19 protein-coding genes are annotated in these 22,171 nt (G+C 65.8%); 3 read left to right on the top strand and 16 right to left on the bottom strand.

Going from position 1 to position 22,171, the window contains the following annotated elements:
* Positions 1 to 7 precede the first annotated feature (7 nt).
* Genes F5X71_RS00095 through F5X71_RS00055 form a run of 9 tightly spaced genes read right to left on the bottom strand, consistent with a single transcriptional unit; the run spans position 8 to position 5,951 of the window.
* Positions 8 to 1,699 carry a replication initiator gene (locus F5X71_RS00095; protein WP_174816990.1) on the bottom strand — a complete coding sequence of 564 codons (1,692 nt, stop codon included), beginning with the start codon at positions 1,697 to 1,699 and terminating at the stop codon, positions 8 to 10.
* A complete protein-coding gene (locus F5X71_RS00090; protein WP_167460097.1) occupies positions 1,699 to 2,328 on the bottom strand; it encodes a hypothetical protein in 630 nt (209 codons plus the stop codon). Before F5X71_RS00090 ends, F5X71_RS00095 begins: the two co-directional genes overlap by 1 nt.
* Positions 2,325 to 2,558 (bottom strand): hypothetical protein, encoded by a 234-nt coding sequence (locus F5X71_RS00085; RefSeq protein ID WP_167460096.1) that lies wholly within the window; start codon positions 2,556 to 2,558, stop codon positions 2,325 to 2,327. Before F5X71_RS00085 ends, F5X71_RS00090 begins: the two co-directional genes overlap by 4 nt.
* Positions 2,555 to 2,698, bottom strand: coding sequence for a hypothetical protein (locus F5X71_RS00080; RefSeq protein ID WP_167460095.1), 144 nt, complete (start codon positions 2,696 to 2,698; stop codon positions 2,555 to 2,557). The genes F5X71_RS00085 and F5X71_RS00080 overlap by 4 nt, the downstream gene beginning before the upstream one ends.
* The gene (locus F5X71_RS00075) at positions 2,695 to 3,006 is read right to left on the bottom strand and encodes a hypothetical protein (RefSeq protein ID WP_167460094.1); all 312 of its coding nucleotides are present in this window, start codon (positions 3,004 to 3,006) and stop codon (positions 2,695 to 2,697) included. The genes F5X71_RS00080 and F5X71_RS00075 overlap by 4 nt, the downstream gene beginning before the upstream one ends.
* An 11-nt stretch (positions 3,007 to 3,017) precedes the next feature.
* Positions 3,018 to 4,343 carry an FtsK/SpoIIIE domain-containing protein gene (locus tag F5X71_RS00070; protein WP_167460093.1) on the bottom strand — a complete coding sequence of 442 codons (1,326 nt, stop codon included), beginning with the start codon at positions 4,341 to 4,343 and terminating at the stop codon, positions 3,018 to 3,020.
* The gene (locus tag F5X71_RS00065) at positions 4,340 to 4,633 is read right to left on the bottom strand and encodes a hypothetical protein (RefSeq protein WP_167460092.1); all 294 of its coding nucleotides are present in this window, start codon (positions 4,631 to 4,633) and stop codon (positions 4,340 to 4,342) included. The genes F5X71_RS00070 and F5X71_RS00065 overlap by 4 nt, the downstream gene beginning before the upstream one ends.
* 17 nt (positions 4,634 to 4,650) lie before the next feature.
* The gene (locus F5X71_RS00060) at positions 4,651 to 5,478 is read right to left on the bottom strand and encodes a DUF2637 domain-containing protein (RefSeq protein ID WP_238815642.1); all 828 of its coding nucleotides are present in this window, start codon (positions 5,476 to 5,478) and stop codon (positions 4,651 to 4,653) included.
* Positions 5,478 to 5,951, bottom strand: a complete 474-nt coding sequence (locus F5X71_RS00055; RefSeq protein ID WP_167460091.1) for a hypothetical protein — start codon at positions 5,949 to 5,951, stop codon at positions 5,478 to 5,480. Before F5X71_RS00055 ends, F5X71_RS00060 begins: the two co-directional genes overlap by 1 nt.
* 113 nt (positions 5,952 to 6,064) lie before the next feature.
* Here F5X71_RS00055 and F5X71_RS00050 point away from each other — a divergent pair, with 113 nt between their 5' ends.
* From F5X71_RS00050 to F5X71_RS00040, 3 genes are all read left to right on the top strand, one after another.
* A complete protein-coding gene (locus F5X71_RS00050; protein WP_167460090.1) occupies positions 6,065 to 6,859 on the top strand; it encodes a GntR family transcriptional regulator in 795 nt (264 codons plus the stop codon).
* A gap of 1 nt (position 6,860) precedes the next feature.
* Positions 6,861 to 7,619 (top strand): glycosyltransferase family 2 protein, encoded by a 759-nt coding sequence (locus F5X71_RS00045; RefSeq protein ID WP_167460089.1) that lies wholly within the window; start codon positions 6,861 to 6,863, stop codon positions 7,617 to 7,619.
* Between the two features lie 983 nt (positions 7,620 to 8,602).
* Complete coding sequence (locus tag F5X71_RS00040; protein WP_167460088.1) at positions 8,603 to 8,767, top strand: hypothetical protein; 165 nt, start codon at positions 8,603 to 8,605, stop codon at positions 8,765 to 8,767.
* A gap of 578 nt (positions 8,768 to 9,345) precedes the next feature.
* On the opposite strand, the gene F5X71_RS00035 is transcribed toward F5X71_RS00040, so the two are convergent.
* From F5X71_RS00035 to dnaA, 7 genes are all read right to left on the bottom strand, one after another.
* Positions 9,346 to 10,539 carry a DUF3566 domain-containing protein gene (locus F5X71_RS00035; protein ID WP_167460087.1) on the bottom strand — a complete coding sequence of 398 codons (1,194 nt, stop codon included), beginning with the start codon at positions 10,537 to 10,539 and terminating at the stop codon, positions 9,346 to 9,348.
* 39 nt (positions 10,540 to 10,578) lie between these two features.
* On the bottom strand, positions 10,579 to 13,101 hold the full coding sequence (gene gyrA, locus F5X71_RS00030; protein WP_167460086.1) for a DNA gyrase subunit A: 2,523 nt from the start codon (positions 13,099 to 13,101) through the stop codon (positions 10,579 to 10,581).
* A 70-nt stretch (positions 13,102 to 13,171) separates the two neighbouring features.
* A complete protein-coding gene (gene gyrB / locus F5X71_RS00025) occupies positions 13,172 to 15,226 on the bottom strand; it encodes a DNA topoisomerase (ATP-hydrolyzing) subunit B (protein ID WP_167460085.1) in 2,055 nt (684 codons plus the stop codon).
* Between the two features lie 549 nt (positions 15,227 to 15,775).
* Positions 15,776 to 16,339 (bottom strand): DUF721 family protein, encoded by a 564-nt coding sequence (locus F5X71_RS00020; RefSeq protein WP_167460084.1) that lies wholly within the window; start codon positions 16,337 to 16,339, stop codon positions 15,776 to 15,778.
* A 204-nt stretch (positions 16,340 to 16,543) separates the two neighbouring features.
* The gene (recF, locus tag F5X71_RS00015; protein WP_167460083.1) at positions 16,544 to 17,725 is read right to left on the bottom strand and encodes a DNA replication/repair protein RecF; all 1,182 of its coding nucleotides are present in this window, start codon (positions 17,723 to 17,725) and stop codon (positions 16,544 to 16,546) included.
* A gap of 288 nt (positions 17,726 to 18,013) precedes the next feature.
* The gene (dnaN, locus tag F5X71_RS00010; protein ID WP_167460082.1) at positions 18,014 to 19,189 is read right to left on the bottom strand and encodes a DNA polymerase III subunit beta; all 1,176 of its coding nucleotides are present in this window, start codon (positions 19,187 to 19,189) and stop codon (positions 18,014 to 18,016) included.
* Between the two features lie 999 nt (positions 19,190 to 20,188).
* Positions 20,189 to 22,171 carry a chromosomal replication initiator protein DnaA gene (dnaA, locus tag F5X71_RS00005; RefSeq protein WP_167460081.1) on the bottom strand — a complete coding sequence of 661 codons (1,983 nt, stop codon included), beginning with the start codon at positions 22,169 to 22,171 and terminating at the stop codon, positions 20,189 to 20,191.

The raw sequence follows: 22,171 nt of genomic DNA, 5'->3' as shown, positions 1-22,171 counted from the left end.
TCCGTATTCACGCCGCTTGCCGAGTTGCCGAAGTTTCTGGGGTCTGTGGTGGGCCTGCCGCGAACTGGGCTTTGACCAGCTCCGCGCGCCAGGTATTCCGTCGGGAGATCGAGCCCATGATCAGGTGCTCACGCAACGGCCGGGATTTGTCGCCGGGCTCGACCGGGGTCACCTTGTAATGGCTGGTGTCGGGCTTGTGGATACCGGCGTCGGCGAGCAGTTGCCGAACAAAATCCACGCGGTCTTGCTTGTGGTCGATGAGGGTCTTGCCCGACCAGCGGCGTGAGACCAGCACACGACGACCGGGCAAGCCGAGGGTGTCTCGACGGTGCGCTTTGCCACGGCAACGGCCAGGGACGGTCTTGTCGCTGACCCCTTGGGGGACGATGCCGTATTCGAGCCACACCGCACACCGAGGCGAGCAGGGCGTGTTCTGGAGTTCGGCGTGAAGCCGGTCGTAGTGTTCGGCTGCGCGGTCGGTCTGGGCTTCCACGATCTCCGAGATGGATTTGGTCAGGTACTTGGTGACGTAGCCGATGGTCCGGCCGGCCTTTTCCGGCACCACGCCCTTGATCTGCTTGCGGTCCATCTGGGAACCGAACCGCACCACGTACGCGGGTTCGAGGTCATCGACCTGATCGAGGGTGTCCAGGGCGTCGTCCCAGTAGGTCAACGGCTGACCGGTGCCGGGGTCGATGAAGGTGGCGCGCTTGTGATCCCAGACCGGCTGATGCGGGCCGCCGTAGACGCGGTTCTCCGGCCCGAAGTGAGGCCACCACACCTGGTGGTAGGTAGCCGCGGTGACAAGCTTCAGCAGCTCGCGAGAGATCGCGCCACGGATCAGGATGTGCAGGTGCGGTGCCCCGCGTTTCTGCGGTTCCACCGTGGCGAAGTACTGCACGTCCCGCCCGACCGCACGGCGCAGGTTCTGAATCCAGCGGTCGACCAGCTTGGAGAAGAACACGATGTCGCGTGCGGCACCGGTGTAGTCGTAGCTGTCCATGTCGAGCGGCGACCCATCCGAACACGGCAGCCCCGTGGCGTCGAGGGCACCGTCACGACGGATGCGGCCCCGGCTCGGCATGGTGAGCGTGACGAACATCGAGGGCTGATGCTTGCCCGCGAAGACCTGTCCCACAGTCGATTTCGACACCTTCTTACGAGGCAGGTCCGGCACGTCCTGACGCCGCCTGGTGGAACGCTTACGCCGATCCTTGATGGTGGCGTCCAGGGCCGGGAGACGACCACGCAGGCCGGTTTCCCGCAGATCCTCATCCAAGGCCCGGATCACCTCACGCAGGGACTCGGCGAGGTCTTCGGCCGCCTCGGCCACCGCAGCACGGTATTGGGTGACCAGATCGGCGCGTTCGGTCAGCAACTCGACCTGACGCGCCGTCGCATCGGTCTTGTCGGGCACCAGTTCGTGACTGGCGTGCCATCCTTCGCGGCACTGAGCGATCCGCAGCAGCCGGTTGGCTTTCGCGCAGGCCGGGCACACCGACTCGATGGTGGACTTACACGGGGAACCCTCGTAGGTGACGGTCCCGGTCTTGGGGTCCTCCACGCGCATGGCGATCGGACGCTTGCACACCATGTACTGATCAGCCGCAGCTTGAGCGACCTCGAACAGGTTGGGTAGGGCACGGCGCTGGGCCGCAGTCCCTCCCGCCTTCGCACTCTCGGTGTTGGGGGTGTTCATCAGATCGTCTCCTTGCAGAAGCGCCCGCCGTCGATGGGGGGCAGCTCGAACGGATCGGCCAGGGCATCAGCGCGTCGGAACCGGAGTTCGACCAGGCCGGGACCGGCGATGCGGACTCGGCAGTCGGTGGCGCCGAAGGTGTGAGCGAGGTTGTCAGCGCGTGATTCCCAATCAGCGGGGCACTGGCCTTGCAGCATCCGCACCCGCACCACATCGACAGCAGCGCCGACCGCGACCGAGACCCGCCGGGGAACCAGCAGCCCGGTCCCGTGCGCCACGGTGAGCTTGCAAGCCGTCAGTCGCCCGCTCCAGCCCAGCCGGTAGCGCCGCCACGCCAGGAACCGGGTCCGTGCCCGCCCGGTGATCCACCGCTCGAAGGTTCGTGGACTCCGTAGTCGCCACGCCACCATCCCCGCGATGAACACCCCGACCAGCGCGAACCCGTAAGGCCAGCCCAGCAAAACACCGGCCGCGACAGCCCCACCGAGGGGCACCGAGATCATCGGGAACAGCAGCGCCCACCACGCGATCACGGCCACGGCTTTGACGATGTGCCAGACCAGCAGCCCGAACGCCTCCATTAGGTCTTCGGCCGGGGACTTGTCGGTCACTGTCGTTTTCGTGGTCATCGACGGGCCTCCTTTCCGGTGAGATCGAACGAGAGCTGGGAGGCGACGGGTTTGTCATCGATCCAGCGCCGCCACCCGATGGATTCTGAATCCCGGTACACGACAACGGCTTTCGCGCGCCGACGGGCCGTCTGGTTGCAGGCGTACATGGTGGCGTCGGTGATATTGCGGGCCTTGACCAGCGCGTGTACCTGCCCGCCGACCAGCAGGCCCCACTCGCGGCCCCTCATGCCGCCCACCCCGCACTGTGCTCATCCCAGGCCAGCACCGAGTTGTCGTCGACGAGCTGGCGCACCGACTGCAAGCAGATCACCGCGTCGCGCTCGTCACGATCGAATGCGTCGGTCTCATCGAAGTAGTGAATGGTCATGACAGAGCCTCGATTTCAGCGATGCCGCACACGATGCAGGTGCGCGAACGAGTGGAAACACCGAGCAGCCGCCGCGTGGTCTGCCAGTGCTCAGGGAACTGGTGGCCGTTGCGGTCGCAGTGATCAGCCGCGGTGCAGCCGTCACACCACACCCGGTCACCGTCATAAACCCAGCCCACACCCGCGCCACGGTGTTGCAGATACGACACCGCCTGGGAAGTGGAGTCGAAACAGATTGATTCACCAGTGTTTTCGGTATAGATGTCACCGCAGCTGTCGCAGTAGATGACCACGTGTGTCTCGGTCACGAATCCTCGTTTCACGCCGCCACCCCCGCAGCATCGCCGTCCTCGTCGCCGAGGTCATCAGGGTCGAACCCGCTGTAATCCTCAGTGGGACCGGTGATCACCGGAGCCGGAGAGAACGCCTCGACAATGGCATCGGCTGCGTCGTCGTCGACCCAGAACGCCCGCACTCGCACGAACCCGCGTGTGCCGTCCTGGCCGACGTAACCGACACCGGGTGTGTGTTCGCTGATCTCGTCACAGCGCGCACCCCGATCCCGGGCACCCTGACCGTGGACCATCGCGTTCTGTGTCGGCTCGTCCAGGCGCAGCCCGATCCGGACCGGGAACAGTTGCCGGTTGGGCATCGTCTCTTTCGACGGGTCCTGCAACGCCGCCACCACCGACACCGCGACCGCGCGGCCTTTCGACAGCAGCAGCCCGGTCAAGCGCCGGAACTCCTCCTGCTCCTCACGGGTCGCATACGACGACAAAGCCGCAGCTTCATCGATGATGATCAGGATCAACGGTTCATCGATAGTGGGAACGAGCTTGCGCAGACCAGCCCGGCGCATCCGCACCGCCCGCTCGTCCATCTCCTTGACCGCTTCATCGAGCATGCCCAGGATCGAGGCACCGTCGACACAGAAACGGGTGAACAACCGGTCCTCACCACGCCCGAACTCCGCCCCGCCCTTCGGATCACCCAGACGCACATCCACCAGCCCGGCCTTGATCGCCGGACCCACACCGGCCAGCAGCGACCACAACACGCTGCCCTTGCCCGAACCCATCGCACCAGCGATCAGGATGTGTGCGTAGAGCACCCGCAACCGCCACATGTCGCCGTCCTCGGTAACACCGACCGGGACCGCCTCCAGATCCACACCATTGGGGATCACCTCCGGCCTCGTTGCCGGGGAGACGAGAGTGTCAAACGCCCTCACCTGGAGACGAACCCACGACGGAGCGGGCGACGACGCTGTCACCTTCGGCACCGCCAAATACGTGGCGAACTGCTGCAACTTCTCGTCCTTGGACCAGTCCGCCAGCGACTGACCGCCGAGCATCACCAGGTCAACCTGAATCCCGTAGCGGGTGTAGTCGTAGCGTTCGAGCTTGGGAAAACCACCCTCGGCCGAACCGAGACCCAGCGCGGCCAACATCAGGTTGGTTTGCAGCGGATCAGCCAGGATCGAGACAGCGGTACGCAACTCAGGTGCGGCATCGTCCACGATCTGCGCGACCGTCTGCGGCTTCGGCTTCTTCGTACCGGGCAGGTCCCGGCGAGCCAGCCAGATCAGCCCCGCAGGCGCCACCACCGAGCCACCCACGGCAAGAGTTCCGAGAATCCCGCTCATCGTGACCACCCCTTGCCCGTCAGGGGCGCACAGTCCTCCGGCATGAAGCTGATTCCCGAAGGTGCCTCAGCGCAATTGCTCTCGCGAAACGATGCCTGCGGGACGTCTTCGCAGAACATCACGCACCCATCCGCGCGAGGAGCGACCGTGGCCACCGTCCCGCCCGGTTCACGACCCACCGTCAGCAACAACGCCAGCGGAAACGCCACCACACCAACGAGCAACACGATCCCGGCCGTCCACCGCTGCCTCAACGCCAGCGACACCACCGCACCGTTGTTCTCAGCCATCGAAACCAACTCCTTGCCTAGGAAACCGTGATCGGCAGCGCTTGTTGCACCGGCCGCACGGGATGAATGGAACGCACCGGCACCGGCCGCACACCGGCCACCACAGGCGCGGAAACAGGAACAGGTGTCGCAGCCGGGACCGCAGCACTCACCGGTTGCGGGGCAGCGACAGGGGCAGGCTTCGGGGCCGAGGTCGCGTACTTACGCGCCGTCGGAGCCGAAACGCCCAGCGTCCGACCGATTTCGGCATACGACTTACCCGCCGCGTGCAACGCCACCGCCTCAGCGACCTTGCCCGGATCGCGACGCGTCGACGCCTTCTTCCGGCGAGCAGGAACCGGCGCGGGAACCGAAGCAGTAGCCGCGGGCTTGTCCGGCACAGGATCAGACGCCGGAACCGGCGCAGAGACCGGCTCAGCAGCCGAATCCTGTTGCACGGCACGGAACAACACCGCCAACCCGTGCGTGTCGACCAGCAGCGAAATCGGAGCGATCGCCGCCACCAACGCCGCAGCCCACCACGGCAGGATTCGGCCGGCCGCGACCGCATGAAGCGAGTTACCCGCGATCGAGACCGCAGCACCGATACCCAGCACCCACAGAAACCACCCACGTTCCCGTGACTTCGCCAGCACCAACGCACCCACGGTCGCCTGAATGATCGTGCCGTCCACGATCACCGGGAACAGCCACGCCCACCGCTTCGGAGTGTTGGCCAGAATCGCCAGATCACGCAACGCAGCGAAGCTCAGCACGAACGCAGCCGCCCCGATAACCACGATGATGACCACGGCAGACCAGCGCGCCCACCGCATCCCCGCCGACTGCTGGCCTGCCGTCTTCATCACGCCGCCTTAGCGCCGGACGGACGCGAAGCACCCGGATCATTCGGGGCCTGCTTGGCACCGGAGGTATCACCCTTGATGCCAGTTGCCCGGAAGGTGTAGCCCTGGTACTTGAACTCCCCCTGACCCATCACCTTCGGCTCAGCGGTCACGCCCTCCAGCTCGATCATCCGCATCCCGGTACCAGGCACGATCTCCTCGGTAGCCGGAACCGGCTGCACCTGAGCCACGAAAATGACCTCGAACGACGCCCGCTTCGCCTTGTCCTCATGCGGGTCAGTCACCGTCGCCTTCCACAACGGCAACCCCGAACCCTCACCCGTCTTCGGGTCGTAATCGAACATCGGCTCCGGCGTCGCGTTCGGATTCGGGTTGTACTTCGTCACCTGCGAGACCTCGCCCAACAGCACCAGACCCTGCGGAAACGCCGTCCTGAACGGAATCTCGAACTTGTGACCCCTCTTGATCGCCATTGCTACTCCTTCGGAATAATCGATCCTGTTAACCGGTTGTCTTGTTAACCGTACAACTAGGATGGACGGCGGGTCCCTACTTGTCAAGACAACGTGAGGAATAGGCTGAAGCCATGGCACTGAAATACGAGCGACTTGCCGATGACCTGCGGCAAGCCATCCAGTCTGGGGAACTGCCGGGTGGTTCGCAGTTGCCAACCAGCGCAACTCTCGCCGAGCGATACAAGGTCAGCATGCCGACGGTTCGGCAAGCACTTGACGTCCTGCGCAGCGAAGGGCTGATCGACTCCCGTCAGGGTCTAGGTGTCTACGTCCGACCTCCACGCCAGAAAGTCCGTCGCAGCAACGCCAACAACCACTTCGACAAAGCCCGAGTACATGAGCCGGAGGCGGTACGAGCCGCCACAGGCCTGACCGAACGGGACACCGGACTTGACGTGGCAGATCTAGACTTCGAAGCCAAGTACGCCATTGTCAACGCCACCGAGGACCTCGCTAGCCAGTTCGGTATCCCTGTCGGTGCGAAGTTGGTGCAACGTGAGTTCCGCACTCGGTCCAAGACCGAGGCTGCCCCGTTCAACCTCGCCCGCTCGTATCTGGTCTATGACTTGGTAGCCGCGAATCCACAACTTCTGGACGCGTCCAACGAACCATGGCCCGGCGGCACAATGCATCAGCTGAGCACTGTCGGAATCGAAGTCGACCGCGTCATCGAAGCCGTCACCACAAGGCCCCCTACCCCGATGGAAGCGCAGCTACTCGACGTCGGACCGGGCGTACCCGTCTTTCTCATCCATAAGACCGTTCTTGACACAACCGGTCGGGTGGTAGATGTTGCCTATGTGACCTTGCCTGGCGATCGGACCGAACTTGTGTATGAAACTCCACTCGAAAGGTGGGCCAAGTAATATGGATCGCCTGATTTCAATCATTACTCCGGTTTACAATCCCGATCCCGATCATCTTAAAGCCGCATGTGAATCTGTAATATCGCAGGAGCTTCCTCCAGGCTGGAGGTGGGAATGGGTACTACAAGAAGACGGCAACTCTGGAGTGCCGCAAGAGATACTTCGCGGCGTTGACGATCGAATCGTATTCCGAACAGGTCGACGTGGAGGAGTTGCCCTAACTCGAAATATGGCCCTTGCAAATTCCCGTGGGGAACTCATCAAGAATCTCGATGCCGACGACATCCTGACGCCGGGCGTACTCCTCCGAGACATCGAACACCTCACATCCGACAGTACTGAGGTAGCCTGGACAACTTCCCGGCTGCTTGACCTCCTGCCAGACGGGTCGAAGGTTGGATTCGACGGCGACCCAGCGCACGGCCTCCTCCTCCCAGGCACAGTGCTCAAATACTGGCGGGAAAACAATTTCCGCCTTCCGGTCCATCCAACAACAATTTGCATTAGACGCCAGCTAGTAACTGCCATAGGCGGATGGATGGGCGTGCCAGGTTCCGACGACACGGGAATGCTTATCGCAGCCAGCCTGCTTTCCACAGGATTCTTTGATAGCGAAGTCGGACTTCTGTACCGCAAATGGGAGGGACAGGAAACAGCTCAGCAGCACCATACTCATGCCGAGGAATGGCAAGCACGAATGAGCCTTATCAATGAACGCGCGGCAGCTCTAATGCAAAGCTTCACCGGTTCCACACATTGAGGTACAATCCAAGTGTCACGCAAGTGATGTCGAGCGGTGGGACCGCCTCTTTCCCAGACGGCCCCACCTGGTGGGTTAGCTAGCCCGCACTCGGCGGACCACTACGAGCGCCCCGGCGACCACGGCAGCAACCGCAATCAGCATGCCGTAGTCGACCGGGGCGTTGCTCTTTGCCCGGCGATGTTTCGCCATCCCCACCACCTCCTTCCTGGGCGCGGTGTGTGGACCATGTCCACCGCCCCTCGGAACGAGGTGTCACCACCCTACGTCAGCCCGCCGACCGGAACCGTTGGAACGCAGCCACTTCCGACCCGAGACACCGACGATGTCTGCTCCGGAACCGATCGGGCAGGATGTTCCGGTCACCACGGCACGCACCGCACGTACATCGGTTGCTGCCGAATTCCGCCATTGAGGATCAAGAGCGGCGCTGCGCGCCGCCCGCGCGGCTACCGCCGCGCCGCGCCGCGCGACCGCCGGCCTCCGCAAGCTACGGCAGGCGGGCGCGTCGGCACGTCGGCACCGCGCTCACGTTCACAACTGCCACTCCACGACACTCTTGGTCACTTCGGGCATGACCGGGTAAGTGCTGAGCACGCCGTGAGCCGTACCCGACCTACCTCCGCAGCCGAGCACGAATCGGCCAGTCGACGCACGGGGTGACTGGCTGTGGTCACCAACGGTGTTCGAGCAGCCGGGGGAGATCCGGTCCAGGGCCAGCAGTGGTCACCAGGGTTCCTCTCCGGACGGCGCCGATGAATCTGCCGATGGCGTACCAGACCGGACCCACCCCGGCAAAGGCCAAGACGTGTCGACAACGCACGGGAGGCCCCGCGGCGGACTATCCATAACCCGATCGCGCGAGTTCATAGCCTGATGAGCCGCGGGACCTCCCGTGCGCCGTCGAGCCTTTGCCGGGGTGGGACCGGCCTGGTCCGGGCGAGCCCAGATCCACCGACACCGACCGGAGAGGAACCCCCACCATGACCGCCACCAGCACCCTCGCCTGCACCACCCCCAACTGCCCGAACCCCGCCATCGGCACCCTCCCGATCTACGTCCCCGGCGACGAGCACGACCACGTCTGCGGCCCCTGCCTCGCCGCCTACTGGGCCGCACGCGAATCCGCCGCCGACGACTACAGCTGACCGGCTGGGGGCTTCGGCCCCCTTCTCGTCACGTCGAGGCACCCGCGGTGGAGGTCCTGCCTCCTCATGGCCCAATTGTCCTGAACAGCCGCCCGAACCAGTCAACCCACGCTCCGCTCTCCGGGGTTGACAGGCCCGACCGACTGTAGGAGACGGCCAGTACGAGGAAGCAGGGGGAAGGGAAGTCACCAGACATGCCAAAGCGGCGGATAGGCGATCTATCCGCTTCGGGATCGAGGCAGCAGAAAAGCAGCGAGAGGCTTGGGAACGCCTGTCACGCGTTAGTACTCGTTTGGATGTCTGTGCAGCTCAGCGGGGCTGTTTAGGACTACCGCTGGTCGCGAAACCGCGTTATCAGCGAAGCGCTCTAACCGCCTGAGCTATAGGCCCTTATGTTGTTGTGGCGCGTAGTTCGCGACAACGTGTAGAGAGTACACAACACCGACCACCGCATCCAAAACGGCTGGTAGAGCGGCTGCGGAACGATTGTCGGTGGTGCTGGGACAAGGTGGCGACGAACAAGAACGGCCGGTGCTGCCCGGGTCAGGGGCGGCACCGGCCGTCTGGCAGAGCCGGTTCTAGTCGGGGTCGGCCAGGGTTACCTGGATGCCGCCGACGAGGTCGCAGCACTGGTTGTAGATGAACGTGCCCACGGTGCCGAGCGCGGTGAACAGCACGACGTTGATCAGGCCGATGACGCCGGCGTAGCCGAAGACGGTGCCCGCGTCGATGAGGCCGACCGACCCGCTGTCTTGGGACACCATGTCGGTGAAGGTGTTGTTCAGCCGCTCCCACACGCCCATGCCCTCGAGCACGATGTAGAGCAGACCGACCGCGAGCATCCACACAAAGAACATGGCCACGCTGATAACGAGCGAGATCTTCAGCGTCGACCACGGATCGATGCGCCGGATCTGCACGGTGGCGCGCAGCGGCTCACCGGTGGCGACGGCCGCGGCGACCGCGACCGGCACCGCGGGCGAGATCGGAGTCTGCGGACCGGTGGTCTCGGGCGCCGACGGCGGCAGCGGGTGCCGGATCTCGGACAGGTCGGGCATGTCCTTGATCAGTTCGGGGCGCGCGATGCTGCGGGTGGGTCCGTCGATGCCGACGGACTTCACCATCGCCGCTTCCTTGCGGGCCGCCTTGGCGGCGAGGTCCGCGGTGGTGCGGGCGTTGGTGACCCCGCCACCGAGACCCCCTCCCCCACCGGAACCGGACCCGCTCGGACGACCGGTCACCGGTGCCTGGCCGGGCCGGTACAGGTTGGACTGCGGCTCCCGCTGCGGGAGTTGCGACCAACCTTCCTGGAACGACGATTGGCCACCGCCGTTGCCGCCGGCTTGATCCCCGGCCTGGGACGCACCGGACTCTGAGTTGTTCATGCGGACAGTCTGGTCGAACCCTTCTTGGCCGCCTTGACCGGGCACCTGCTCGGCGCCGGCCTGCTTGTTCGCGAAATCGCTTTGCTGGTCCGGCATTTCACGGGGCTGTCCGCCCTGCGGCGCACCACCCGGCTGAGCACCCGCTTGCGGCCCGCCCGGACGCGCACCGGCGGGCTGGCCACCGTGCGGTTGCCCGCCCTGCTGGCTGCCCGCGGACTGCGCACCACCCTGTTGGCCGCCGTTCGACTGCCCGCCGCCCGGCTGCCCGTTCTCCGCCGAGGAGACCGGCCTCGGGATCGGCCGCGGCGGGATCGGGGACGGTGCGATCCGCTCGGTCACACCGTTCGTCTGGTGCCGCTCGTCATTCGGCTGATTCGGAGTGGTCAATGGGAATCCTTAGATCCGTTCGTTGCCGCCGCTGTTGGTTTACTCAGAAGAACCGGTGTCGCTGGTGTCGCCGGCGAGGAGATCGGGATCGGGCTCGTCGGCATTGCGCGCGATAGCAAGCAACGTATCGCCCTCGCCGAGGTTCATCAATCGCACGCCCTTGGTCTGTCGTCCAGCCTTACGAACCTGCTTGGCCACTGTCCGGATGACACCACCACCGGAAGTGATCGCGTACAACTCGTCGTCGTCCTCGACGATGAGCGCACCGACCAGGGTGCCACGCTTGGGGTCGTATTGGACGGTCAATACGCCTTTACCGCCGCGACCCTGCGGCGTGTATTCCTCGATCGCCGTCCGCTTAGCGTAACCGCCCGCGGTCGCGACCAGCAGATATGTGTCCGGCCGCACCACGTTCAGCGACAAGAGTTCATCCGAGGCGTTGAACCGCATGCCCTGCACGCCGGAGGTGGCCCGGCCCATCGGACGCAGCGCCTCGTCGGTCGCGGAGAACCGGATCGACTGGCCGAGCGCCGAGACCAGCAGCAGGTCGTCGTCTGCCGAGCAGAGCACGGCGCCGACCAGCTCGTCCTCGTCGCGCAGGTTCACCGCGACGATGCCGCCACTGCGGTTGGAATCGAAGTCCGACAGCTTCGACTTCTTCACGAGGCCATTCTTGGTGGCGAGCACCAGATACGGAGCGACTTCATAGTTTTTGATCTGGATGATCTGGGCGATCTTCTCGTCCGGCTGGAACGCGAGCAGGTTCGCCACGTGCTGACCGCGCGCGGTGCGGTTGGCCTCGGGCAGCTCGTAGGCCTTGGCGCGGTAGACCCGGCCCTTGTTGGTGAAGAACAGCAGCCAGTCGTGGGTCGAGGAGATGAAGAAGTGCTTGACCAGGTCGTCCTGCTTGAGCCCGGCGCCCTGCACGCCCTTGCCGCCGCGCTTCTGGCTGCGGTACAGGTCGGTCTTGGTGCGCTTGGCGTAGCCGGTCTCGGTGATCGTGACGACCACGTCCTCGCGGGCGATCAGGTCCTCGTCGGCGACGTCTCCGTCGGCCGCGATGATCCTGGTGCGCCGGTCGTCGCCGTACTTCTCGACGATCTCGGCCAGTTCGTCGCGCACGATCGCGCGCTGACGTTCTTCCTTGGCGAGAATGTCTTTCAAGTCGGCGATCTCGAGCTCGATCTTGGCCAACTCGTCGATGATCTTCTGCCGCTCCAACGCCGAGAGGCGGCGCAGCTGCATGTCGAGGATCGCGGTGGCCTGGATCTCGTCGATGTCGAGCAACTGCATCAGGCCGGTGCGCGCGGTGTCGGTGTTGGCCGAGCGCCGGATCAGGGCGATCACCTCGTCGAGCGCGTCGAGCGCCTTGACCAGGCCGCGCAGGATGTGGGCCCGCTCCTCGGCCTTACGCAGCAGGTACTTGGTGCGCCGGACGATGACGTCCAACTGGTGCTTGACGTAGAGCCGGATCATCTGGTCGAGCCGCAGGGTGCGCGGCACGCCGTCGACGATCGAGAGCATGTTGGCGCCGAAGCTGGTCTGCAGCTGGGTGTGCTTGTACAGGTTGTTCAGCACGACCTTGGCGACCGCGTCGCGCTTGACCGTGACCACGATCCGCATGCCGGCGCGGTCGGAGGACTCGTCGTGGATGTCGGAGATGCCCGCGATCTTGCCGTCGCGCACCTGCTCGGCGATCGAGTTGATGAAGTTGTCGGTGTTGACCTGGTACGGCAGCTCGGTGATGACCAGGGTGGTGCGGCCCTTGTTGTCTTCCTCGATCTCGACCACGCCGCGCATGCGGATGGAACCGCGCCCGGTGGTGTAGGCGTCGTGGATGCCCTGGCTGCCCACGATCAGGCCGTGGGTCGGGAAGTCCGGGCCTTTGACCCGCTCCATGCAGGCGGCGAGCGTGGCTTCCTCGTCAGCGTCGTGGTTGTCCAGCGCCCAGTAGATCGCCTCGGCCAACTCGGTGAGGTTGTGCGGCGGGATGTTGGTCGCCATGCCCACCGCGATGCCGTTGCTGCCGTTCATCAGCAGCGCGGGCACCCGGCTCGGCAGCACGGTCGGCTCCTGCGAGCGACCGTCGTAGTTCGGGATGAAATCGACTGTCTCGTGGTCGATTTCGCGCAGCATCTCCATCGCCAGCGGCGTCAGCCTGCACTCGGTGTAGCGCATGGCGGCGGCGCCGTCGTTGCCGCGCGAACCGAAGTTGCCCTGGCCGTCGACCAGCGGGTAGCGCAGCGACCACGGCTGCGCCATGCGCACGAGGGTGTCGTAGATAGAGGCGTCACCGTGCGGGTGGTAGTTACCCATGGTCTCGGCGACCGGGCGCGCGGACTTCACATAGCCGCGGTCGGGCCGGTACCCGTTGTCGTACATCGCGTACAGCACCCGCCGGTGCACCGGCTTCAGGCCGTCGCGCACCTCGGGCAGCGCGCGGCCGACGATCACGCTCATCGCGTAATCGATGTAGCTGTTCTGCATTTCCTGCTGAATGTCGACCGGGTCGATCCGGTCGCCGCCGGAGCCTCCGAACGGAGGCAGCGTCGTGTCGGTCATCAAGTCTCCTTAGCGGGCGGTGCGGTCGCGGGGCCGCGCGGGTGTGCACCCGGCGGGCAAACGCACCGGCTTATACGTCGAGGAAGCGAACGTCCTTGGCATTACGGGTGATAAAGCTGCGGCGGGCCTCCACGTCCTCGCCCATCAGCACGCTGAACAGCTCGTCGGCCGCGGCCGCGTCGTCCAGGGTGACCAGCTTGAGCACGCGCACCGTCGGATCCATGGTGGTTTCCCACAGCTCCTTGGCGTTCATCTCGCCCAGACCCTTGTAGCGCTGCACGCCGTCGTCCTTGTTGATCTTCTTGCCCGCCGCGAGACCCGCCTCGAGCAGACCGTCGCGCTCGCGGTCGGAGTAGGCGAACTCGGGATCGGCGCGCTGCCACTTGAGCTTGTACAGCGGCGGCTGCGCGAGGTACACGTGCCCCTGCTCGACCAGCGGACGCATGAACCGGAACAGCAGCGTGAGCAGCAGTGTCGCGATGTGCTGGCCGTCGACGTCGGCGTCGGCCATCAGCACGATCTTGTGATACCGCAGCTTGGCGATGTCGAACTCGTCGTGGATACCGGTGCCGAAGGCGGTGATGATCGACTGGACCTCGTTGTTCTTGAGGACTCGGTCGATGCGCGCCTTCTCGACGTTGATGATCTTGCCGCGCAACGGCAGGATCGCCTGGTACATCGAGTCGCGACCGGACTTGGCCGAGCCGCCTGCGGAGTCACCCTCGACGATGTAGATCTCGGACTTGCTCGGATCCTTGGAGCGGCAGTCGGCCAGCTTGCCCGGCAGGCCGCCGAGGTCGGTGGCGGACTTGCGGCGCACCAGCTCACGCGCCTTGCGCGCGGCCACGCGGGCCTGTGCGGACGAGACCGCCTTGTTCACAATGGTTTTCGCGTCGGCCGGATTGGCCTCGAACCAGTGCGTGAGGTGCTCGTTGCACGCCTTCTGCACGAACGACTTGACCTCGGTGTTGCCCAGCTTGGTCTTGGTCTGGCCCTCGAACTGCGGCTCGGAGACCTTCACGCTGACGATCGCGGCCAGGCCCTCACGGATGTCGTCACCGGTGAGGTTGCCGTCCTTCTCCTTGATCAGCTTCTTGTCTTTGGCGTACTTGTTGACCACCGTGGTCAGCGCCGCGCGGAAGCCTTCCTCGTGGGTGCCGCCCTCGTGGGTGTTGATGGTGTTCGCGAAGGTGTGCACCGACTCCGAGTAGCCGGAGTTCCACTGCATGGCGACCTCCAGCTCGTGGCCGGTGCCCTTGCCGGTGAACCCGACCACCGAGTTGTGGATCGGCTGCTTGGTGCGGTTGATGTGGCGGACGAAGTCCTCCAGACCACCCGGGTAGTGGTAGGTCCGCGTCTTGACCTTGTGCTCGGCCGGGGCCACCTCGGCGTCGGTCTCGACGTGCTTCGGCGCCTCCGCGGTCTCGCTGACCACGTCGTCGGTGATCTCGGACTCACTGACCCGCTCGTCGGTGAGGGTGATGGTGAGTCCCTTGTTCAGGAACGCCATCTCCTGCAGGCGGCGCGCGACCGTCTCGAAGTTGTAGGTCGTGGTCTCGAAGATCTCCGGGTCCGCCCAGAACCGGATCGTGGTGCCGGTCTGCTTGGACGCCTCACCCTGCACCAGCTTGCCGGGGATCGAGTCCTTGTACGACTGGCTCCAGTGGTAGCCGTCGCGGTGGATCTCCGCCTCCAGCCGGGAGGAGAGCGCGTTCACCACGGAGATACCGACGCCGTGCAGACCACCGGACACCGCGTAGGAGTCGGAGTCGAACTTGCCGCCCGCGTGCAGCTGGGTCATGACGACCTCGATGGTCGGCACGCCCTGGGCGTGCATCGCCACCGGGATACCGCGGCCGTCGTCGACCACCTCGACGCCACCATCGGCGAGCAGGGTCACCTCGACCTTGGACGCGTAGCCGGCCATCGCCTCGTCGACCGAGTTGTCGACGACCTCCCAGATCAGGTGGTGCAGACCACGCTCACCGGTGGATCCGATGTACATGCCGGGACGCTTGCGGACCGCCTCGAGTCCTTCGAGGACCGTGATGGACGAGGCGCCGTAGTCCGCCTTGCCCGAGTTAGCGTTGGTCGAGCCCGATGCGTTGGAGTCGTTGGCAGCCACTGGTCGGTAGCTCTCCTTACTTGCTGATCCTCCTGGCGAGGCACTGCACAGCACACGCTGGTCCCTGGACATTCCACTGGGGAAAGGCGGGGCCACGCGAGCTGTACGGAACGCGCCGAAGGTGATCGCCGCTAGTTACGTCTCCATCCTACTGGTACAGCCAACCTACAACGCACCTACGACACCCCTGACAGCTCCGTGAATGCGAGAAATCGGACCGTCGCGAGTCAGTTCCGCCTTTTGCTGCTTTCGCTCGACTCTGAGAGCAATCGGACGGTGCCCGTCCCGCGCCTGCCGAACCGGTCGCGAGACAGCGACGGTGCGCGACCGCATTCCGAGTCGCGGACGGTAGCCGACGGGTTACCCATCCCCGCCCGAGCCGGATCGCGTCATGGCGAGATCCCCGCGCGAAGCGCGTCAGTGGGCACGACAGGTCGAGCCTAGCCGGACCGCCCCGGCGGTCGCGAGACTCGGCGAACTTCCGTCACATTGACGAAATCGGTTGTCCCCGCGAGCGATCCGACAGCGTTTCACGTGGAACGCGACGACCTATCCGTAGGTATCGCGCGGTCCGCGGCCCTTGATGTGGCGCTCACCCTTGCGCCAGCTGGGCGCCGCGGGGCCGGTGATCTTCAGCGAGGTCACCACGCCGGGTCCGACCGCGGCGTTGATCTTCGCCAGGATCTGACTCTGCAGCATGCGCAGCTGGGTTGCCCATGCGGTCGATTCCGCGGCGATGCTCAGCACGTTGTCCTTGAGGGTGATCGGGGTGGCGTGCGCGGCGATGTCCTCACCGACCACGCCCGCCCAGCGACCGAACACCATGCCCTCGGCCACCTTGGCCGACCAGCCACGGCTTTTGGCCAGCGCGCCGGTCAGCGACGCGAAGGTCTGTGGATCACGCGAATCAGGGCCTGCCCCCGACCAGCCGGATCGGCGCCGTGGGCCGGACCGGAGCCGACGCTGCGGCGAGGAACGTCCCTGTCCGACGGACTTGCCACTCGCTTTCGCGGCCGCGCGGGCCTCCTCGAGCGCGCGCCTGGCCAGGTCTATACCGCGCAACTCCGGCTGCGGTCCCGCCGGCTCGGCGCCCGGCTGCGGTTGATCGGTCACCACGGCTCCTCACGCTCTGGTCGGTCACGGCCTGAGTCACTGTACGACAGGGCACCGACGACCACCGTGCGCCGAGGTGCGCCGCACCAGCACGGACGTTCCACTCGGCGCGTTCTCCACAGGAACCTGTTGATAACAGGAAAACCTGTGCAGAAATTCGAATGTGTTTGCCTGTGCGGGTCCGTCGGGACGCGAAAGCGCTTGTCACTGCGGGGGTGTGACGGGCGCGCCGATCTGCGAGGTGCGTCCGTCCGGTCCGCCGCTGGTCTCCACCCGCAGCGGCTCGGCGGCGAGCTCGGCAGGCACGTCCTCCGGCACGGCGGCGGTGATCAACACCTGCTCCGCGCCGGCCGCGACCGCGGCCAGTGCGGTGCGCCTGCGCCGATCGAGCTCGGCGAACACGTCGTCGAGCAACAGGACCGGCTCGGATCCGTTGGCGCGCAACAGCTCGAACGCGGCGAGCCGAAGCGCCAGCGCGAAAGACCAGGACTCGCCGTGGCTGGCGAAGCCCTTGGCGGGCGCGGCGCCGAGGTTCAGGTCGAGCTCGTCACGATGCGGACCGACCAGGCACACACCGCGTTCCAGCTCCTTCGGCCGCGCTGCCGCGAGTTCGCGCAGCATGACGGCCTCCAGCGCCTCGGTGTCGTCGGGCTGGGGTTCCCTTGCGGGATCGAGGAATTCGGGCGGCAGCGTGGCGCTGCGGTAACCGATTGTGGCAGGCCGGGATTCGGGTGCGATCGAGGCGTAGGACGTCGCGAGATGTGGATACAGCTCGTGCACCAGCTGCAGCCGGTGGGCCAGCAGCACCGAGGCATGGGTGGCCAGGTGCCCGTCCCACACGTCGAGGGTGCCCAGGTCAGCCTTCGATCTGGCTTGGCGCCCAGCGGATTTCAACAGGGCGGAGCGCTGCCGCAGCACGCGGTCGTAATCGCTGCGGACCGCGGCCAGCCTGGGCAGCCGGGTTGTGCACAACTCGTCCATGAACCGGCGCCGCTCGCCGGGGTCGCCACGAACCAGGGCCAGATCCTCTGGCGCGAACAGGACGGTCTGCAGGATGCCGAGGATCTCGCGGGTGCGCCGGACCGGCGAACGGTTGATCTGGGCGCGGTTGGCGCTGCCCTGATTCAGCTCGACGTCGATCCGCAGTTCCCGGCCGGTGTTGACGACCGACGCGCCGATCCTGGCCCGCTCGGTGCCGATCCGGATCATCGGCGCGTCGGCGGACACCCGATGCGACCCGAGGGTGGCCAGGTAACCGATCGCCTCGATCAGGTTCGTCTTGCCGTTGCCGTTCGATCCCAAGAAAACCGTTCGGCCTGGGGATAATTCGAGTTCAGCATGATGCCAGGAACGGAAGTCACGCAGGGACAGCGCTCGAACGAACATCCGCTATCTGGCTCCTGCCTGCACGAGTTCGGCGGATTCGACCGGCGCGCGGCGCGTCCGCGCAGGTACCGAGGGATTAGCTGGCCATCCACAGCGGTGCGCCCGCCTGTGGATGAAATGTGTCATCGCACACCTTCGGACCGCCGAATCCCGCGGCCGCGCTATCGGTTCGACCCCGTCTGGGGACGACGGCCGACGGCTGCTATCGAACGACAGCCGCGGCTCGTGACGGAACGGGCGCGTACCGCGGGTGACGACCGAACCGGGTTCGCGAACACGCACCTGTGCTCAGCCCGGCAGCCGGACCGGCATCAACAGGTAGATGTAGGGGCTGTCCAGCGCCGCGAACGCACCCGAATCGAGGGCCTGCGGCTCCTCGTCCGAGGCGGGCAGCAGCACCGCGGGGCGGCTGGGGGTGGTGAACCCAAAGGTCACGCGATCGGCGTGCAGCGCGGACAGACCGTCGATGAGGTAGCCCGGGTTGAACGCGATGGTCAGCGATTCGCCGCGGAAGTCGGCCTCGAGCCATTCCTCGGCGCGGCCCGCGTCGTCACCACCGGCGGACAGTTGCAGACCCTCTGTGGAGAACTCCAGGCGCACCTGTGCCCCGCGCTCGGCGACCAGGGCGACACGCTTGATCGCCTCGGTCAGCACGGACACCTGCAGGGTCGCGATCGAGGTGTGTTCCTTCGGCAGCAGCTGACGGAACTTGGGGAATTCGGCGTCGAGCAGCCGCGTGGTGGTGCGCCTGCCCGCGTTCACGATGCCGAGCAGGCCGTCCGAGCCGGTACCGGTGCCCAGCGACAGCTGGACCGGGGCATCGGACGCACCGAGCGTCTTGGCGGCCTCCGACAGCGTCCTGGCCGGGATGAGCACCGCGGTCTCGATATCGGCGTTGGCCGGCTTCCACTCGATGTGGCGCACGGCGAGGCGGAAGCGGTCGGTGGCCGCGAGCACCACCTTGTCGCCCTCGATCTCGACGCGGATGCCGGTGAGCATGGGGAGGGTGTCGTCCCGGCCCGCGGCGACGGCCACCTGGCCCACCGCGCTGGCGAAGACGTCCACCGGGAGCTCGCCGGTCTGCTGCGGCACCTCGGGCAGCTGGGGATAGTCCTCGACCGGCATGGTCGGCAGCGAGAACTTCGCACTGCCACAGGAGATCAGCACGCGGGTGCCGTCGACGGAGACGTCGACCGGCTTGTTCGACAGGGCCTTGGTGATGTCGGCGAGCAGCCTGCCGGAGACCAGGACCTCACCGGGACCGGCGACCTCGGCCGAGACACGCATCTGTGCGGAGACCTCGTAGTCGAAGCCGGAGACGGTGAGCCCACTGTCGTCGGCGACGAGCAACACACCACCGAGCACCGGGACCGGCGGCCGGGACGGGAGGCTACGTGCCACCCAGGCAACGGATTCCGCGAAGTCCTCACGGGCGACCCGAAACTTCATGCTTGCAAGCTCCATCGCCCGATCAGTCCTCTCCCAGTTCCGTGAGCTGTTGTGCAGTGGCCGGACATTGGTCCCTCCAAGCCTGGCGGCTCGATCAGCGTGCGTTCGCGAAGGGTGCTGGATCGGCCGCCATCAAAAGTGTGGCACAGGCGACCGACACCAAACCGTACCCGCGACCGCGCCTGTGGCCTAGTCCGACCCGCTAGTCCCGTATCCGAGTGTTGCGCCAGGACCTGAATAGCGCCGCGAGAAAGCCGGTTTCACCGGTAATGCGCGGACCGCTGTTTCGGTGCGGCCGCGGTGCGCTCGCGAAACCGGTCCTCTGGTCCGTTGATTCCGGAACCTGTCGGTGGGTGCGGGTAGGACTGTCCACGAATCGGTTCGCGGCTTCTCCTTGCCTGGGGACGAGAGCGCTCGCGAACCGCAGCTCCCCAACCGACTTTCCACACAGCCTGTTTTCAAGAGAGTTCTTCTAGAAGAAGAACTGAAGTAGTAGTAGGCACTGTGGAATCTGTGTACTGACGCCGTATTCGCTGGTCAGTGGGCGTGGTGCCATGGGGATGACCGGGGAGTGTCTCGAGGATGAACGAGCGGCGTCTGTGGAGTTCCGAAGTTGTCCCACATTCATCCTCGAGTGCTCCTCGAGTTGTTCCACCGAATTCACCGAGTTGTTCACACGTGTGTACCGACGCGTGGACAACTCGAGGATTCCTCGAGGACTCCACATGGACTCCTCGAGGAATCCACAACCCCGTACGGGCCTCCTGGCTGGTCAGCCCCTGTGTGCAAGATCGGTTGGGGAAACTGTGGACCGAACCCTGTTAGCGGACGCCGCGACCGCCATCCCCACACCTGTTAGTGGATCGGTGCACAAACCGGTGGATTCCTCGAGGACTCCACAAGGATTCCTCGAGGAATCCACAGGGCAAAAAGTGCACCGCCCCTGGTCAGGGACGGTGCACAGGTGTTAGTAGAACGCAGCGGGCCGGTTGGCTGGATCGGCCTGGGGATAGTTCAGCGGGAGCGTTGTTTGATCCGCGCGGTCAGCTCCTGCACGTGGTCGTAGACGCGGCGGCGCTCGGTCATCTCCTTGCGGACCTTCTTCTCCGCGTACATCACCGTGGTGTGGTCGCGGCCGAACGCCTGGCCGATCTTCGGCAGCGAGAGGTCGGTCAACTCACGGCACAGGTACATGGCGATCTGGCGGGCCTGCGCGAGCGGACGTGCCTTGCCCGGCCCGGTCAGCTCCTCGAGCGTGGTGTTGAAGTACTCCGCGGTGACCGCCATGATCGTGGCCGCGCTGATCTCGAGTGCCGTGGTGTCCGGCATCAGGTCGCGTAGCACCACCTCGGCCAGCGGCAGGTCCAGCGGCTGACCGTTGAGCGAGGCGAAAGCGGTCACGCGGATGAGCGCGCCCTCCAGCTCACGGATGTTGCGTTCGACCCGGCTGGCGATGAGTTCCAGCACATCGTGCGGCACGTCGAGCCGGTCCATCCTGGCCTTCTTGCGCAGGATGGCGATGCGCGTCTCCAGCTCGGGCGGCTGCACATCGGTGATCAGGCCCCACTCGAACCGGGTCCGCAGCCGTTCCTCCAGCGTGGCCAGCTGCTTGGGCGGCCGGTCTGAGGAGACGACGATCTGCTTGTTGGCGTTGTGCAGGGTATTGAAGGTGTGGAAGAACTCCTCCTGGATGCCTTCCTTGCCCTCGATGAACTGGATGTCGTCGACCAGCAGGATGTCGGTCTCGCGGTAGCGGCGCTTGAAGGCCACCTTGCGGTCGTCGCGCAGGCTGTTGATGAAGTCGTTGGTGAACTCTTCGGTCGAGACGTACTTCACCCGCATGCCGGGAAAGAGCCGCTGGGCATAGTGGCCCGCCGCGTGTAGTAGATGCGTCTTGCCCAAACCTGAAGCGCCCCAGACGAACAGCGGGTTGTAAGCGCGGGCGGGCGCCTCGGCGATGGCGACCGCCGCGGCGTGCGCGAAGCGATTCGACGCGCCGATGACGAACGTCTCGAAGGTGTATTTCGCGTTGAGGCTGGCCGAGGAGGTGGCGGGCGCGGAGGTCTCCTGGGACTTGGTGAAGTAGGTCGGCCAGGAGTTGCGCACGTTGACCACGGGCTCGTCGTCGGGCTCGGCGCGGGTGGCCTCGGACTCGCGCACCGACTCGTGCGCGGCCGCCAGACCGGGATCCTCGGCGGGCGCGGCCTCGCGCACCGGCGCCCGGACCGGTCCGCGCATCGTGGCGGGGCCGGGGTCGGGGGTGAACAACGATTCCTGGCCCGGCGGGATGGATTCGCGCCGCGGCGGCAGGCCCGGCTCCCGGCGCGGGGCGGGCGCGGGTTCGCGCCGGGACTGGGGCAATTCGGCCGGTGCCGGGTAGTCGCCCTGGCCCTGGTACTCGTCCCGGGGATAGTCCGGCCGGTCGTACTCGCCAGCGGACGGATACTCCGGCGCGTAGTCGGTGTCGGTGTACTCGGCGTTGCCCTGGTATTCGGAGCCGTAATCGTTGGATTGGGCGTAGCGGGGCGCCGGGTAGTCGTCGCGGCCCTGGTACTCGGTGCCGGGGTAGCCCGGCTGTGGATGCCCGTTCTCGCGGGAGCCGTTGTCCCGGTGGCCGTTGTCGAGCGAACCGTTGTCCCTGCTCCGTTCCGGCCTGCTCGTCATCCTGGCGTGGCGGGGGTTGTTGCTCGAACGGTCGGTGCTCGGCGTCGTCGGCGCGGCGATGCGCACGCCGAGGCCTTCTACCTGGGGACCGAGGCGGCGAGCGAGGGAGCGCAGGATCGGTTCGCGCAGATCGCGTTCGATGGCCTCCTGGGCCAGCGAGGAAGGCACCGAGAGCAGCGCGAAGCCCTGCGCCACGGTCAGCGGCTTGACCAGTTTCAGCCAGGCCTGCTGGGCACGGGTCACCGGCGGGATGGCGCCGTCCGGTGAGCCGGTGGTCAGCTCGGCAACAACCTCGGGCCACACCGTGGCCAACACGTTCTGCTCGTCGTCCAT

Source organism: Nocardia brasiliensis (genome assembly GCF_011801125.1).
Classification (GTDB): domain Bacteria; phylum Actinomycetota; class Actinomycetes; order Mycobacteriales; family Mycobacteriaceae; genus Nocardia; species Nocardia brasiliensis_C.
This window is presented reverse-complemented; position numbering and strand designations above follow the sequence as displayed.

Bases quoted from the DNA above. Each gene is read 5' to 3' on its own strand.
- F5X71_RS00095 (WP_174816990.1), bottom strand. From the start codon at position 1,699: ATGAACACCCCCAACACCGAGAGTGCGAAGGCGGGAGGGACTGCGGCC.
- F5X71_RS00090 (WP_167460097.1), bottom strand. From the start codon at position 2,328: ATGACCACGAAAACGACAGTGACCGACAAGTCCCCGGCCGAAGACCTA.
- F5X71_RS00085 (WP_167460096.1), bottom strand. From the start codon at position 2,558: ATGAGGGGCCGCGAGTGGGGCCTGCTGGTCGGCGGGCAGGTACACGCG.
- F5X71_RS00080 (WP_167460095.1), bottom strand. From the start codon at position 2,698: ATGACCATTCACTACTTCGATGAGACCGACGCATTCGATCGTGACGAG.
- F5X71_RS00070 (WP_167460093.1), bottom strand. From the start codon at position 4,343: ATGAGCGGGATTCTCGGAACTCTTGCCGTGGGTGGCTCGGTGGTGGCG.
- F5X71_RS00065 (WP_167460092.1), bottom strand. From the start codon at position 4,633: ATGGCTGAGAACAACGGTGCGGTGGTGTCGCTGGCGTTGAGGCAGCGG.
- F5X71_RS00060 (WP_238815642.1), bottom strand. From the start codon at position 5,478: ATGAAGACGGCAGGCCAGCAGTCGGCGGGGATGCGGTGGGCGCGCTGG.
- F5X71_RS00055 (WP_167460091.1), bottom strand. From the start codon at position 5,951: ATGGCGATCAAGAGGGGTCACAAGTTCGAGATTCCGTTCAGGACGGCG.
- F5X71_RS00050 (WP_167460090.1), top strand. From the start codon at position 6,065: ATGGCACTGAAATACGAGCGACTTGCCGATGACCTGCGGCAAGCCATC.
- F5X71_RS00045 (WP_167460089.1), top strand. From the start codon at position 6,861: ATGGATCGCCTGATTTCAATCATTACTCCGGTTTACAATCCCGATCCC.
- F5X71_RS00040 (WP_167460088.1), top strand. From the start codon at position 8,603: ATGACCGCCACCAGCACCCTCGCCTGCACCACCCCCAACTGCCCGAAC.
- gyrA (WP_167460086.1), bottom strand. From the start codon at position 13,101: ATGACCGACACGACGCTGCCTCCGTTCGGAGGCTCCGGCGGCGACCGG.
- recF (WP_167460083.1), bottom strand. From the start codon at position 17,725: ATGTTCGTTCGAGCGCTGTCCCTGCGTGACTTCCGTTCCTGGCATCAT.
- dnaN (WP_167460082.1), bottom strand. From the start codon at position 19,189: ATGGAGCTTGCAAGCATGAAGTTTCGGGTCGCCCGTGAGGACTTCGCG.
- dnaA (WP_167460081.1), bottom strand. From the start codon at position 22,171: ATGGACGACGAGCAGAACGTGTTGGCCACGGTGTGGCCCGAGGTTGTT.